Annotated in this window: 12 protein-coding genes; 3 read left to right on the top strand and 9 right to left on the bottom strand. The window is 62.8% G+C overall.

From position 1 onward, the window contains the following. Positions 1 to 1,101 (top strand): glutamine--fructose-6-phosphate transaminase (isomerizing) (gene glmS, locus E9232_RS03825; RefSeq protein ID WP_309792229.1); only part of this gene is annotated, 1,101 nt, incomplete at its 5' end. A 62-nt stretch (positions 1,102 to 1,163) separates the two neighbouring features. Here the strand turns inward: glmS and E9232_RS03820 are convergent. The 9 genes from E9232_RS03820 to E9232_RS03780 form a co-directional block, all read right to left on the bottom strand. Then, complete coding sequence (locus tag E9232_RS03820) at positions 1,164 to 2,450, bottom strand: polysaccharide biosynthesis/export family protein (RefSeq protein ID WP_309792228.1); 1,287 nt, start codon at positions 2,448 to 2,450, stop codon at positions 1,164 to 1,166. An 11-nt stretch (positions 2,451 to 2,461) separates the two neighbouring features. Beyond that, a complete protein-coding gene (locus tag E9232_RS03815) occupies positions 2,462 to 4,717 on the bottom strand; it encodes a GumC family protein (protein ID WP_309792227.1) in 2,256 nt (751 codons plus the stop codon). Positions 4,718 to 4,756: 39 nt separating this feature from the next. Further along, entirely contained in the window at positions 4,757 to 5,584 is an 828-nt protein-coding gene (locus tag E9232_RS03810) for a response regulator transcription factor (protein ID WP_309792226.1), read from the bottom strand. A gap of 485 nt (positions 5,585 to 6,069) precedes the next feature. Beyond that, entirely contained in the window at positions 6,070 to 7,158 is a 1,089-nt protein-coding gene (galE, locus tag E9232_RS03805; protein WP_309792225.1) for a UDP-glucose 4-epimerase GalE, read from the bottom strand. Positions 7,159 to 7,224: 66 nt separating this feature from the next. Beyond that, positions 7,225 to 7,971, bottom strand: coding sequence for a Crp/Fnr family transcriptional regulator (locus tag E9232_RS03800; RefSeq protein WP_309792224.1), 747 nt, complete (start codon positions 7,969 to 7,971; stop codon positions 7,225 to 7,227). Next, on the bottom strand, positions 7,958 to 8,230 hold the full coding sequence (locus E9232_RS03795) for a hypothetical protein (protein WP_309792223.1): 273 nt from the start codon (positions 8,228 to 8,230) through the stop codon (positions 7,958 to 7,960). Before E9232_RS03795 ends, E9232_RS03800 begins: the two co-directional genes overlap by 14 nt. A gap of 140 nt (positions 8,231 to 8,370) precedes the next feature. Continuing rightward, on the bottom strand, positions 8,371 to 9,402 hold the full coding sequence (locus E9232_RS03790) for a GDP-L-fucose synthase family protein (protein ID WP_309792222.1): 1,032 nt from the start codon (positions 9,400 to 9,402) through the stop codon (positions 8,371 to 8,373). Further along, a complete protein-coding gene (gmd, locus tag E9232_RS03785) occupies positions 9,395 to 10,465 on the bottom strand; it encodes a GDP-mannose 4,6-dehydratase (RefSeq protein ID WP_309792247.1) in 1,071 nt (356 codons plus the stop codon). The genes E9232_RS03790 and gmd overlap by 8 nt, the downstream gene beginning before the upstream one ends. Before the next feature lie 180 nt (positions 10,466 to 10,645). Next, the gene (locus tag E9232_RS03780; protein ID WP_309792221.1) at positions 10,646 to 11,746 is read right to left on the bottom strand and encodes a DegT/DnrJ/EryC1/StrS family aminotransferase; all 1,101 of its coding nucleotides are present in this window, start codon (positions 11,744 to 11,746) and stop codon (positions 10,646 to 10,648) included. A gap of 626 nt (positions 11,747 to 12,372) precedes the next feature. On the opposite strand from E9232_RS03780, the gene E9232_RS03775 reads away from it, so the two are divergent. Both E9232_RS03775 and E9232_RS03770 read left to right on the top strand, forming a co-directional pair. Further along, entirely contained in the window at positions 12,373 to 13,647 is a 1,275-nt protein-coding gene (locus E9232_RS03775; protein WP_309792220.1) for a glycosyltransferase family 4 protein, read from the top strand. Further along, on the top strand, positions 13,644 to 14,888 hold the full coding sequence (locus E9232_RS03770; protein WP_309792219.1) for a glycosyltransferase family 4 protein: 1,245 nt from the start codon (positions 13,644 to 13,646) through the stop codon (positions 14,886 to 14,888). The genes E9232_RS03775 and E9232_RS03770 overlap by 4 nt, the downstream gene beginning before the upstream one ends. Positions 14,889 to 14,897 lie beyond the last annotated feature (9 nt).

The following is a 14,897-nucleotide window of genomic DNA, read 5'->3' as shown; positions in this document are numbered from 1 at the left end:
ATGATCGGCAAGGGCGACTTCCGCCACTACATGCTCAAGGAGATCTACGAGCAGCCGGCGGTGGTGGGCGACACGCTGCGCACCATGATCGACCCGGCGGCGCGGGCGATCATGCTGCCGTCGCTGCCCTTCGACTTCGCCGATATCCCGCGCGCCACCATCATCGCCTGCGGCACCGCCTTCTACGCCGGCATGGTCGCGAAATACTGGTTCGAGACGGTGGCGCGGCTGCCGGTCGAGATCGACGTCGCCTCCGAGTTCCGCTACCGCGAGGCGCCGATGCCAGCCGGCGGGCTGGCGATCTTCGTGTCGCAGTCGGGCGAGACCGCCGACACGCTGGCGGCGCTGCGCTATGCCCGGTCCCAGGGCCAGCGCATCCTGTCGATCGTCAACGTGCCCGACAGCTCGATCGCGCGCGAGAGCGACGCGGTGATCCAGACCCTGGCGGGGCCGGAGATCGGCGTCGCCTCGACCAAGGCCTTCACCACCCAGCTGACCGTCCTGGCCTGCCTGGCGGTGGCGGCGGCCCGGGCGCGCGGCGCCATCGACGCCGGACGCGAGGCCGAGCTGTCGACCGCGCTGACCGAGGTGCCCAGCCGGCTGGCCGACGTGCTGAACCATGACGAGACCATCCGCACGCTCAGCCACGAGGTGGCCCTGGCGCGCGACGTGCTGTATCTCGGCCGCGGCCTGTCCTATCCGCTGGCGCTGGAAGGCGCCCTGAAGCTGAAGGAGATCAGCTACATCCACGCCGAGGGCTATGCTGCCGGCGAGATGAAGCATGGGCCGATCGCCCTGATCGACGACAAGGTGCCGGTGATCGTGCTGGCGCCGCGGGACTCCGTGTTCGACAAGACCGTGTCGAACGTGCAGGAGGTGATGGCGCGCGGCGGCAAGGTGATCTTCTTCTCCGACCGCGAGGGCATCGAGAGGCTGGGGCCGGGCCCGGTGGCGGCGATCGACCTGCCCAGCGTCGACCCCTTCGTGGCGCCGATCCTCTACGCCGTGCCGGTGCAGCTCTTGGCCTATCACACCGCCGTGGTCAGGGGCACCGACGTCGACCAGCCGCGCAACCTGGCCAAGAGCGTGACCGTCGAATAGGACTCCTTTACGAATGACGCGCCGGCGGCACGGCCCCCGGCGCGTCACCCACGCGGCGGCGATCAGTTGAGGGTAAGTTGCGGGCCGCGCAGCTTGATCTTTTGGGTGGCCCGTAGGATATCCCCCGGCTTGATCTCCGTCCTTTCATCGGCGGTGATCTCCTGGTACTGGCCATCCACCAGACGGGTGATGGCATAGGTCGTCGTCAAGGTGGCGACGGACTCGGAAGCGACCGTCGCCTGTCTCTTCATCTCCTCCAGGGTGGTGAGGATCGAGGCTATCTTCTGGTCGCTGCGAGCGATCTCGAGATCCGCCTCGCGGATGCCGGTGGCATCCTCATCGCTCTGCTTGCTCCGCAGCTCGACACGGCGCTGCTCGATGTCCAGCAGGTTCTGATGCGCCCGCGCGAGATAGGATTGCTGCTCCAGCATGTCGCGCTGGGCCACCGAATAGCTGCGCTGTGTCTCGCGCAGCCGCGTTAATTGGGTGAGCTTCTGGTCGGCCAGGGTTTGCATCGCCTTCACATCCTCGGCCAGCAGGGCGAGTTCGTCACCGTGCAGCTTGATGGCCTGTTCCAGCGTCGTGATCTCCTGCTCGTAGCTGGCGCGCTGGGCCAGCATCGCTCGGTCCTGGCTCTCCATGGATTGCTTGCGGACGCTGAACAGCTTCCTTTCGCTCTCCACGATCCGGTTCAGCGCGTCGACATCCTGAACATCGTCATGCGCCGGCAGGGCGAAGGCGAAATCCTCGGCCCCGTCCATCTCGGCCTCGAGCCGGGCGCGGCGCACCCGGAGAGAGAAGCGCTGAAGCTGAGCGTCGGTATAGTCCTGCGCCGTCGAGATGAGCTGGAGCCGGCTGTTGTCCGTGGCCAGGGTCGGCTGCTTCAGCCCGCCTCCCACCGCGAGGAGCTCCAGCGCGATCATGCCTGGCCGATAAGGGTAGGGGCCCGGTTTCTCAATCTCTCCCAGGACGAACACCGGCGCGTACTCCTCGATCGACACGCTGATGGCCTTGCCCTCGGGGACGTGCTCCTCCAGCTCGGCTCCGATCCGCTTGGCGATCTCGCTCGTGCTGAGCCCGCCGACATCGACCTCGCCGAGAAGCGGATAGCCGATCATCCCGTCGGGGCCGACGCGGAACCGCCCCGTCAAGGTCTCCTGCCCAAAGACCGAGATCATCAGGGTGTCGCCAGGGCCGATGTGGTAGGCCCCGTCGCCCGCCACGGCCGGGGGCGCGGCCGCCATCCACAACAGCCCTGCGACCAGAGCGGGAAGACCGCGGTGCGCTCTGCGCGGGCCGGCGGCCTCACGGGGATACGCCGGCATCAACGTCCAGAGATCGATGGTCATGGTCCGTCCCTCTAGGCTTCCTTCACGAGCTCGATACCCTTGCCGCGCAAATCGGGCGGGGGCGGTTGATTGATTTCCGGAGACCATGCCGCGATGGTGAGGGAGTTGGGCTCGTAGCGTGTCTGCCGGCCTGCGGGGACGTCGTTGAGGATAACGCCAGAGACCGTGACGCCGCGGAAGGCGAGCTGCCTGATGGAGGTGGCGACATCTTCCTTGTTCGTCCGGCCCCAGCGCACGACCAGGATGGTTGCGTCCGCCAAGGCCCCCATCTGGGCCGCGTCGGTGGATGTCGAGGCCGGGGCGGTGTCGAGAATGATGAGATCGTATCGCTTCCTCAGCTTCGAGAGCGCCTCCCGCAGACTGCCGCCGCCAAAGATGCAATCGAGGGACTCTCCGAGCAGTGCCGGGGCGATGAAATGAGCCTGGGACCGCGGATCGATCTGGATCACTTCCTCCAATGCCTCCGAGCAGCCGGCAGCCTTGGGCTCCGGCGGGGCCGCGGAAGATCCGAACTGGGCCGCTATCGCGGGTTTGCGCAGATCGGCGTCGACGACGAGCGTCTTGAGCCCTGCTCGGGCCGCCGAGCGCGCAATCGAGACCGCCAGGCTGGTCTTACCCTCGCCGGCATGGACCGATGTGAACATCAGGACCTGGGCGCGCCGGGTCGCCGGCGCCAGCTGGAGCGTCGATCGTAGCGTGCGGATGGCCTCGCTGAAGGCGGACCGTGGCTGATCCAGCACGAAGGCGGACACCGGTGTCGCTCGCCTCCCCTTCTGAATCCGGGGGACGAGATCCATCACGGGAATGCCGATCGCCTGCTCCAGATCCTCCGGGGAGCGGACCCGGTCGTCGAGATTCTCGCGCAGCAGCGCGAGGCCGAAGCCAAGGCCGAGGCCGGCCAGCAGGCCCAGCCCGGCATAGGGAACCAGTTTCGGGCTTGCCGGCACAGATGGCGGTTCGGCCTCGGAGACCATGCGGGCCTCACGAACGGCGTAGCCTTGCTGCTCGATCGTCTGCTTATAACGGTTGAGGTAAGTCTCGTAGATTGTGCGGTCGGCAGTCGCCTCGCGCTCGAGCTGGTTCAACTGCACCCGAGCGTCGCTGGTGTTGGTCAGATCGGCCTCGGCCTCATGGAACGCGGCCTGCAACGCGCTTTCCTTGCGCCGGGCGACATCGAGCTCATTGTCTAGGCTCTTGAGCACGCGCTGCACTTCGGCCGCGATCTGCTGCCTGAGCGAAGCCAGCTGCGACTCAAGGGACGGCAGCTGGCTGCTCTTCACCGCGCCCGTGTCCTGCAGTTCGGACAGGCTGCGCTCGAGCTTCGCCTGTTCGGTCCGAAGCGCCTGGATCGTGGCCGAACCCAGGACCTGCGCGAAATTGTCCAGACCGCCCTCATTTTGCGAGAGGGCCTTCGCGGTGTCGAGGCGGGCCTCGGCATCGGCACGGCTGGAACGGGCCTGGACGAGCTCAATGTTGAGGGCATTGATCCGCTGCGTCTCAAGCGTCGTGCCGTCGGACTCGATGAGCCCGGCGTCGCGTCGGAAGCGCTCGGCCGCGGCCTCGGAGACTTCGAGCCGTTGCCGCAGGTCGTCGAGCTTCGCTCCGAGCCATTCGCTCGCCTGTCGCGTGGCCTCGGACTGGACCGAGGCTTGGTAGGACAGATAGGCTTCGCCGAACGCGTTGGCAGCCTCTGCGGCGAATTCCGGATCCCCGGCCGAATAGGAGATGAAGATCGTGTAGGAACGACCGTCATTGCTCACCTGGAGGTTTTCGAGCAGACGACCGATCACATCAGGTTTCGGCGCCCCCGCTCCCGCATCGGATAGCGCCGCGGGCGGCTCCGGCGAAGCCGACCCGACCACCGTATCCCAGCCGTTCCCGATCCACCGCTCGATCCTCTGTCGAAAGGTTTCAGCCAGAGGCGGCGCGATGTCACCGGGCGCGTATCCCCTGCGCTCGAGAATACCGGCAACGCGTTCGGCCATCGTGCGAGATGCGATGACGTCCAGTTCGGTCCGAAGAACCGGACTGTCTTGCGGCATGGGAGAAATCACTGCATCGGCTGGCAGAATCTGGACTCGACGCGCATCGAGCGCGATGACGACCTCCGCGACGTAACGGGGTTCCGCCTGCAGGTAGAGAAAACCTGCGATAGCCGTGGCGGCCCCCACCGAGATCCAAACCGCCAGCTTCCGTCTACGCAATATGCGCAGATAGTCCTGCAGACCCCGCATATGATGCCCAGAGCCATTCACGATCTCTATCACGGCAGCACCATCCAGATTGCAATATTATAGAGTCTACCCTCAGCACACGGATCGGTCCGGACCGGATCCTCTTGGCATCATATCGTTTATCTTATAAGCAACCTCGGTTCTGTTCTTGGCTTTTAGTTTCTTCATAATATTTCTGATATGTACCTTTACCGTGCTCTCGCAAAGATTAAGTTCATAGGCGATAATCTTGTTCGCCTTGCCTCGACGCAGCGCGTCGGCTACTGCCGCCTGACGCGCCGTGAACAAGCCGTCCATCGCATTGCTCTGATGCGGCTTTTCTCCGGACAAATGCTGCCGGAAGGAGGCAAGGCTGCTTGCTGGAACGAATATTCCGCCCGCCCGTGCCAGGCGGACCGCCTCGATGGCGACGTCTAGCCCCACGCTGGTTGGGATGTAACCTCGAGCTCCGTACTCCAGGATCTTCATGACATGAGCCATGTCTTCCACGTCACCGATGACGATCGTGGGAATTCCCGGAAAGTCCGTTGCGAGGGACTTCACCGCATCCACCACATCCTGGTCGGCTGCATTCCTCCACCCGATGTTGAACAGGATCGCTGACACCTGGTCGTGGATGTCCGCGGTGTTCCGCCATCCGTCTATGTCCGAGAAGGCAGATGCCTCGATATTCGCGTTTCGGGATCTAAATCCCCGGGTAAGGCATTCCAGCTCAAGTTTCCTATAGTCGATCACCGCCAGATGCATATTGCCGTTGCTCTCGATAGACACTCTGTCATCCGAGGACCTGGACTTGAAATCGCTCGCGTCGGGGAAGTCATATAGTTTTGAACTTGCCTCGGCCGCCTCGATATAGTTCTTTGCAGCGCCATCGGCAGAAAATTGCAGATTGTAAGACATATTATTTCCCTCTGTAGAAGCCATCTCCGTTCGTCAGAGCGACATTGCATCAATTTTTATGCAAATTACTGCTTGTTGCTCCGGAGCAATTCTTCCAACCCCCCTTCGATTTCTCAGGAGAGAGAAGGAAAAACTTCCGAACTCTCCATTAAACCTGCATGTCGCTTTGGTATAAATTGGAGGATCCTATCCACGGGTCGAATACACCCGAGCCCAGGATCATCGATAAGGATAATATCCGTTTTGCCCTCTTTGGGAATTAACCTGAATTAGGCGAAATGTACTCCTTTGGGGCCATCCGCGCCGACAGGTCTTCTCAACATATGCAAAAATGGGGCTGCGGATGCTGCCAACCCGTCTATCGTGCCAACGGCCGCGCAAACTGAGGATGGGCACGCCCCACTTTGGACATCCGCGCGCCCGCGCCATTGACCGATCGATGGCGGGTCCCGACCCGAAGGGGTAGGGTCGGAACCCGGTTCAGTTTAGTCCGACGGCTGCGCCGCCGGCGGATCGACTGCCGACGGGCTTCCGGCACCCGGCGGGAACGGGAGGCAGGAGGATCCGAAGCCGCCCGGATGGCGGGAATGCCAGATCCATGCCGTCCGGATGATCGTCTGCAGATCGCTGTGCAAGGGCTTCCAGCCCAATTCGCGCCGCAGCTTCCCAGAATTCGCCACCAGGGCGGCCGGATCCCCCATGCGTCGCGGCCGCATGATCGTTGGGATGGGGCGGCCCGTTACCCGCTCGGCGGCCGCGACGATCTGACGAACGCTGTACCCCGCGCCCGATCCGACATTGTATGCGAGTGCCCCGGACGATCGGAGCGCGATCAGGGTCCTGACATGCGCATCGGCGAGGTCGAGGACATGGACGTAGTCCCGGACGCAGGTTCCGTCCCGCGTCGGGTAGTCGTTCCCGAAAATGTCGATATGCGGCCGGCGCCCCTGCGCCACCTGGAGAACCAGCGGGATAAGATGCGTCTCGGGGCGGTGGTCTTCCCCGAGATCCCCACCCGGCTTGGCGCCGGCCGCATTGAAATACCTCAAGACGGCTGTGCGGATCCCATGGCTGCGCTCGGCCCAGAACAGGACCCGCTCGCACATACGCTTGGATTCGCCATATGGGTTGCCGGGCGAGACGACTTGATTCTCATCGATGTCCGAGCCATCCCGGCTCTCGAATATGCTGGCGGTCGACGACAGGATGAAGCTGCGCGTGCCATGGTCGATCGCAGCCTGCAGGACGTTACAAAGCGTGCCGACATTGTCACGCACATAATCGATCGGACGCGTGTTCGATTCACCCACCAGGGTCCGGGCGGCGAAGTGCATGACCGCATCATATTGTCGCTCCGCGAACACCTGGTTGATCGTGCCGACCTGCCGGAGGTCGGCGAGGACAAAGGACGCGGTGGGCGGGACGGCTGCGCGATGCCCGGTCGAGAGATCATCGACGACGGTCACCCGGAAACCTAACTCACAGAGCAGCCAGGCGACATGGCTTCCGACGAAGCCCGCCCCTCCTGTGACGAGGACATTCTCGACCGGCTCGATCGGGTGGTGGTGCTTCATCAACGAACTCCCCATTTGCAGGGACGCCGCAGGTCATCCAACACGGCGCCAGGCGCCCTTTCCCATTCAATTGCCGAAGATCTTGCGCGACGCCTCACGGCCCCGGCCGAGATAGGCGGCATCGAAGTGGGCGATATCGATGAGCCCTTGCCGGTTGAGAAACTCGACTTCCGAGTTTCGGAAGACGACGAGCCCGAGCTGGCGCAGGTGCCGCAGGACGCGATTGACATGGACGGACGTCAGTCCAAGCGCATTGGCAAGGTCGTGCTGTGTGAGCGGGCAGAAGAACCCGGCTGAGTTGCCCTGGCCGATCAATTCGAGCCGGACGGACAGTTCGAGAAGAAGGTGAGCCATGCGGCCCGCGGCGGATCTGCGTCCGAGTGCGACCAGACGCTCTGCCGCGATGGAACCCTGGAGGCTGGCGCTCCAGAGGATTGCTCCACCCAGGCGCGGCCACCGCGCGGACATTGCAAGCAGCGATTGCGGCGAGACCGTTGCAGCATCCACCGGCGTAATGCTGGCGAAGCCAAGGCCGGCCCCGTTCAGAAAAATTCCTTGCAGACCAAAAATATCTCCCGGCAATATAAAATCTATAACTTGCCTCTGCCCATTCGACAGATCCTTAAAAGAATATCCCCAACCTTCATTTAAGATAAATACTGATTCATAATTTTCATAATATTCTATCAACTCAACTCTTGCCATATACTTATTATTCTCGATTACAATCTTTTGTAGCGCAGCGATCTCAGATGGCGACGGAGAAAAGTATCGGCCAATCTTCAATAAAAAAGCGCTTTCAATTGCTTTCATATTTATATTTGCCATCGAACTCTGATTTCATCATTGCATCGAAATCAATCAACTCCCATGCCTCTTCCCAAAATATGAGCGATTTTCGTAGGAACCCATGAGATCCTCTCATCGGCCCCCACGACTCCGCTTCACCCGATCTTCCGCGGGACAGGCCCTCACCGCGATCGGAGGCATCCACCCAGCCAACCTCCCGACATGCTGCAACCCCGGCCGAAGGTTGAAGATGGCCATCATCGGTCTCCTCGAAAACTGACATGGCGCCACCTACCATCCGCTTCGGACCAATTTGTGCGCATGCATCTAATTTTCTTCATACTTATTATAAATTAAGATCTACTTGTATGCACCGGTGTCAAGTCCTACTTAGCCGCCGAGCCTAAAGTAGCCCAACCGGGATTAGCCGAACGACAGGGCGGATGACGCCGAACGCGACAGCTCCACCTCCACTTCACAGCCTACAGCGCCGGCGTCCTGACGTGTCTCCTCGAGCCACCAGCGATAGGTGCTCCGTATTCCACTTTCCAGGTCCGTTCCGGCTCGCCAGCCAAGATGCGCGATGCGCCCGATGTCGAGCAGCTTCCGCGGCGTGCCATCCGGCCGGCTGCTGTCGAAGGCGAACGTTCCCTCGTAACCGACCACCTTGGCGATGGTCAGGGCAAGGTCGGCGATGGAAATGTCGGATCCCGTCCCGATATTGATCGGCACGGGATCCTCATGGCGTTGCATGGCGATGACACAGGCATCGGCGAGATCATCGACATGCAGGAACTCACGGCGCGGCCGTCCCGACCCCCAGATCCCGACATTCGGTTGGCGCTGGACCTTCGCCTCGTGGATCCGACGGATCAGCGCCGGCAGGACATGGGAAGTCTCCAGATCGAAATTGTCGTTGGGACCGTACAGGTTGGTCGGCATCGCTGAGATGAACCGGCATCCATACTGCCGGGCGTAACATTCCACCATCTTCACCCCGGCGATCTTGGCGATGGCATAAGGCTCGTTGGTCTTCTCAAGGGCACCGGTGAGGAGCTGCTCTTCGCGGATCGGCTGGGCCGTGTCCCGGGGATAGATGCAGCTGGACCCCAGATACAGCAGCTTTTCGACACCGATGCGATAGGCCGTGTGGATCACGTTGGCGCCAATCATCAGGTTCTCGTAAAGGAACTCCGCCGGGTAGGTCGCATTGGCGACGATCCCGCCCACCCTTGCCGCCGCAGCGAAGATGATCTCCGGCCGTTCCCGTCGCATCCAGGCCTCGGTGGCAGCTTGGTCGGTCAGGTCGACCTCCGTCCGGTCGACGAAGAGCAAGGCGCAGCCCTCCCGCGCAAGACGGCGGACCAGAGCCGATCCCACCATACCCCGGTGGCCACTGACCCAGACGCGCTTGCCGCGCAGATCAAGGGGCCGTCGCCTGATGTCGTCATTCATAGCGGTCATTGCGTCCGGCCTCGCGCATCACAGCCACCAGATCCGAATTCACCATCTCGGCGACCAGGTCGGGAAAGGAAGTGGTGTGGCTCCAGCCGAGCTTCTCCCGGGCTTTAGCCGGATTGCCGAGCAGGAGGTCGACCTCGGTCGGTCGGAAGTAGCGGGGATCGATCTCGATCAGCGGCGCGCCGGTCCTGGCGTCCAGCCCCTTCTCGTCGACACCTGTTCCAGCCCATTCGATGTCCCGGCCCGCAACACGGAAGGCGAGTTCGACGAACTCCCGCACGGTGTGGGTCTCCCCCGTGGCAAGCACGTAATCGTCCGGCACGTCTTGTTGGACGATCCGCCACATCCCGTCGACATAATCGCGCGCATGGCCCCAGTCGCGCTGCGCATCCAGATTGCCTAGATACAGGCTTGTCTGGAGGCCTCGCTCGATTGCCGCCACCGCGCGGGTGATCTTGCGGGTGACGAAGGTCTCTCCCCGGATCGGGCTCTCATGGTTGAACAGGATTCCGTTCGATGCGTGAAAGCCGTACGCCTCGCGATAGTTGACGGTCATCCAGTAGGCGTAGAGCTTGGCGATCGCGTAGGGGCTGCGGGGATAGAATGGCGTCCGCTCGTCCTGAGGAACCGCCTGGACCCGCCCGAACAACTCGGACGTCGATGCCTGGTAGAACCGGCACTGGTCACCGAGCTTGAGGATCCGCAGTGCCTCCAGCAGCCGCATCGTGCCGAGGGCGTCGGCGTTGGAGGTGTACTCCGGAGTCTCAAAGCTGACCTGCACATGGCTCTGCGCGCCGAGATTATAGATCTCATCGGGCATCACGTCCTGGATGATGCGGCAAAGGTTGGTCGAGTCGGTGAGATCACCGTAATGGACATGGAAGCGCACTGCATCGCCGTGCGGATCCTGGTAGAGATGATCAATCCTTTGAGTGTTGAAGGACGAGGACCGTCGCTTGATTCCATGGACGATATAATTTTTGGAAAGAAGAAGTTCTGCCAGATACGCGCCATCCTGACCAGTAACTCCAATAATCAAGGCCACCTTCTCTGGCATCATGCACTCCAAATATCCTATAAGAGGGCAAGCTTCTGTCGACAATTTTATCTATAATTTAAATTTTTAGGCGCCGGTCGGCATCCTATACAAAAGGCGAAAACCTCTACCTATGCAGGGCATGACCTTACTCCTCCATTGGATGCTCCCCCTTCGGAGTCCTATCCTGGCCACAACGCCTCATGATCGGCTGAGTTCGTTCACCGTCTGGGCAATCCGCTCGACCGCAGGGACGGACAATTCGGGATAGATCGGCAACGACAGTGTTTGTGCCGACAGGGCCTCGGAGACGGGAAACCGACCGGGCCCATAGCCCAATCCCGCATAGGCCGGCTGGAGATGGACGGGCAGCGGATAGTGGATGCTGGAACCGATGCCGGCCTGCGCCAGCCGCGCGCGCACAAGATTCCGCTCGGCGATTCTGATGGCGTAGATCTGGTAGGCGTGCTCTCCACCGACGGGTGGCGCCTGCGCCTGGATTGGGGCTCCGGCGAACACCCGATCGTAGAATGACGCCACATGCCGCCGGGAGCGGATCCATCCGTCCAGATAGCGGAGCTTGACGCCCAGGGATGCGGCCTGGATGGCGTCCATGCGGTAGTTGAAGCCGTGGCGGACGTGGTTATGCCTGCTGATCTGGCCCATGTCCCGCAGGCATCGGATCGACTCGGCGAGGTCCGCCCGATCCGTAACGACCGCACCGCCATCCCCGCAGCCCCACAGGTTCTTGCCGGGATAGAAGCTGAAGCATCCCATGTCGCCGAACGTGCCCGCGGCAGAACCGTTGCGCTCCGCCCCGTGCGCCTGCGATGCGTCCTCGATCACCCACAGGCGATGACGCCGTGCGATCGGCAGAATCCGCTCCATGTCGGCGATGCGGCCATGCAGATGAACCGGCACGATAGCCTTGGTCGCCGGGGTCAGTACCGCCTCGATCGCCGCGGGGTCCATCGTCCAGGTCTGCGGATCAACGTCGACGAGGATCGGCTTGGCCCCGGCATAGAGAATGGCCGCGACCACCGCGACGAAGGCGGCCGGAACCGTCACCACCTCGTCGCCCGGCCCGATGCCGGCCGCAAGGAGGGCCAGGTGCAGCGCCGAGACTCCGGCATTGACGGCGATCGCCTCGCGCGCCCCGCAATAGGCAGCAAAGGCATCCTCGAATTCAGAGATGACGGGATTCGCCGCATAGTCGCCGCCTCTGATGACCTCGAGCATCGCCCGCTCGAGCTCCGCCCCAATGCTGCGGTGCTGCGCAGCCGGATCCAGGAACGGAATCATGATCCTTTGGGGTTGCCACGGCGGCTGGTGTTTTCGTGCTGATCCATGACGAGAGGCCATCCAAACTTGTGGTGGGGTGTAGGCGAAGAGCGCTGATGCGTCAGAAGGCTTGTTCCGCCCTTGCTGCCTCCATTAGGTCGCAAAAGCTCCAAGCCTATTAGTTCATTACTATATTATGCGCCCCGAAGTTCTGTATTCTCAGATCCGAGCTTTGAATTGGGCCGGCCACTAACAGGGTAGTTCAAATCAGCATAGCTCCCGCACAGACAGGCAAGAGGTTGACAAAGAGGGATAGGGTCGGCCGCTAAAAGCGATCAGCCACGGAAGTCGGCTCATCCATCCGGATAGTCCTGCCGGCGGCAAATTCCGTACTCGTCGGCACGCCCCTACGACGGCAGGAGGCTGAAGGTTCGCCGCGATACCGCCTTTGCCTCCCTTGTTGAGTCCGGCAGCGTCTCCTCAAAATAACGTTCGAGCAGCCTATAGAATCAGCGCGATACCTCCGCAAACGACGGGGGCCGCTCCTGCACCTTCTGAGATGACACCGTCGCCGGCGTCTCGTCGACGACCTCGATCATTGTTTCGCAATCCGACGATTCACTCCACGATCCGCGAGCGACGGAGAGATGAAGATCATTCTGGCGAACCGCTATTTATATCCGGATGAATCGGCGACGAGCCGCATGACGTCCAGCCTTGCTTTCACGCTCGCCCGGAGGGGGTTTTCCGTCCATGGCTTGGCCAGCAGGCAATTCCACAACAACCGAGACCGGCATCTTTCAGGCCGCGAGGTGATGAACGGCGTCACCATCCACCGCATGCCGACGTCCGGCTTCGGCCGAGACCGGTTGTGGGGCCGGGCGCTCGACTACATCACCTTCCATCTCAGCGCGATGCTATGGGTGCTCTGGAACGTGGAAGCGGGGGATGTCTGCGTGGTCTGCACCGACCCGCCGCTGCTGTCCGTCACCCTGGCCCTGCCCCTCAGGCTGAAGCGGGCCCAGATGGTGAACTGGCTTCACGACCTGTTTCCCGAGGTCGCGCTGGAGCTGTCCGTCGTCAGGAAGGGCTCGGCCGCCCGGCTGGCGCTGGCCGCGCGCGACTGGTCGCTTCGCGGGGCCTTGTGGAATGTCGCTCCGATCGATCAGATGGCCCAGTTTCTTGAGCACCGCCGGATCCCCAAAGAGCGCCTCGCCGTTGTCCACCACTGGTCGGACGGTGCCGCCATCCAGCCGATCCCTCGGAGCCGGAACCGGCTTCGTCGGGAGTGGGGGCTGGGTGAAGCTTTCGTCGTCGGCTATTCCGGCAATTTCGGACGGGCTCACGAATTCGATACTATCCTGGGCGCCGCGGCACGGCTGAAGCACCGCGACGACATCCGTTTCCTGTTCATCGGCGGGGGGCACCAGCGAGCAGCCATCGAAGCCGAGATCCGGGCGCAGCGGCTTGACAATATCATCCTGAAGCCGCTGCAGCCGCGCGAGTTCCTGGCCGAAAGCCTCGGCGTCGCCGATGCTCACCTGGTGTCGCTTCTGCCTCCGCTCGAGCCCTTCGTCATCCCGAGCAAGTTCTACGGCATCCTGGCCGCCGGCCGGCCGACTCTCTTCATCGGCGATCCGAAGGGCGAGATCGGGGGTATCCTGGAACAACACGACTGCGGTCATGCGGTCGCCATCGGCGACAGCGAAGCACTCGCCTGCCATATCCTGGACATGCGAGAATCGCCCGAGCAACTCGACCGCCTCTCGACCAATGCCCGGCGCCTGTTCGAGATCGATTACACCGAAGACCGCGGATGCTCAGCCTGGACCAAGCTCCTGTCGCGGTTCATGCCGTTGGCCGCTGTCGGCGGCGCGCTCCCGCAGGCCGAGGCTCCCGCAGACGAGAGGAGCCGGCCGTGAAGGAACAAGTGGTCGTCAGCCAGCTTGGTGCCCGCATGGACTATGCGGTGCCACGCATCCTGAACGCGCATGGCGCGCTTGAGCATTTCTACACCGATATCTGCGCCATCAGAGGATGGCCCCGGCTCGCCGGACATGTTCCGCCTCGGTTCCTGCCCCGAGGGGTCCGACGGCTCGTCGGGCGAAAGCCATCGGGCATTCCGCCGCAGCGAATGACCTGCTTCACCAATCTCGGCTTGTCCTATGCGCTGCGGCGCATGCGCGCCAACGGGGCTTCCGACGAGATGGAAGCGGCGCTGGATGCGGGGAGGCGCCTGTCCGAGCTTGTCGTCCGCCATGGCTTCGGCGAGGCCACCGGTTTCTACGGCTTCGTCCGCGAGTGCCTGGAGCAGCTCCAGGCGGCCCGGTCCCGAGGCCTGTGGACGGCGGTCGAGCAGAATATCGCCGCGCGGGAGACCGTCGACCGCCTGGCGTGGGAGGAGCAGGAGCGGTTCCCGGACTGGGAGAGACCCGCCATGCCAACGGCGTCTGCGGAAGCCTTCGGCACTCGCGAGAAGGCGGAGTGGGCCGAGGCCGACATGATCGTCTGCCCGTCCGAGTTCGTCCGGCAGACGGTGGCGGACAGCGGCGGTCCGGCCCATCGCTGCATCGTCGTTCCCTATGGCGTCGACACGCGGTTCCAGATCCCGGTGCGCAATCGGCAGCAGGGTCCGCTACGGGTCCTCACCATTGGCACGGTGGGACTTCGCAAAGGATCGCCCTACATCCTGGAGGCGGCCAGGCAGATGCGGGGACAAGCCGTCTTTCGCATGGTCGGATCCGGGAAAGCCCCGGCGGCGGCCCACGCCGGCCTGGACGGGGTCGCCGAATTCACCGGCCCCATCCCGCGGCTGGAGATCATCGCCCAATATGCCTGGGCCGACGTCTTCCTGCTGCCGTCGCTGTGTGAGGGATCGGCTACGGTGATTTATGAGGCGCTGGCGGCTGGCCTGCCTGTCGTTACTACCCTCAATTCCGGCAGCGTTGTCCGTGACGGCATAGACGGGTTTATCGTCCCCATCCGCGACGCCGGGGCCATCACGAACGCCCTCCGGCTGTTGCACGACGACCGCGCCCAGCTCTTCGAGATGTCGCACAACGCCCGATTCCGGGCCCGGGACTTCGACTTGCCGTCATATGGCCGCCGCCTCTGCGATGCACTTGATCAGGCCCGCGCTGCAGCGACCATCCGCGCTCTCTAGAAGGCTTCC

The organism is Inquilinus ginsengisoli (assembly GCF_031453975.1).
GTDB classification, from domain to species: domain Bacteria; phylum Pseudomonadota; class Alphaproteobacteria; order DSM-16000; family Inquilinaceae; genus Inquilinus; species Inquilinus ginsengisoli_A.
The sequence above is the reverse complement of the archived record's forward strand: the minus strand, read 5'-3'. Positions and strand labels throughout refer to the sequence as shown.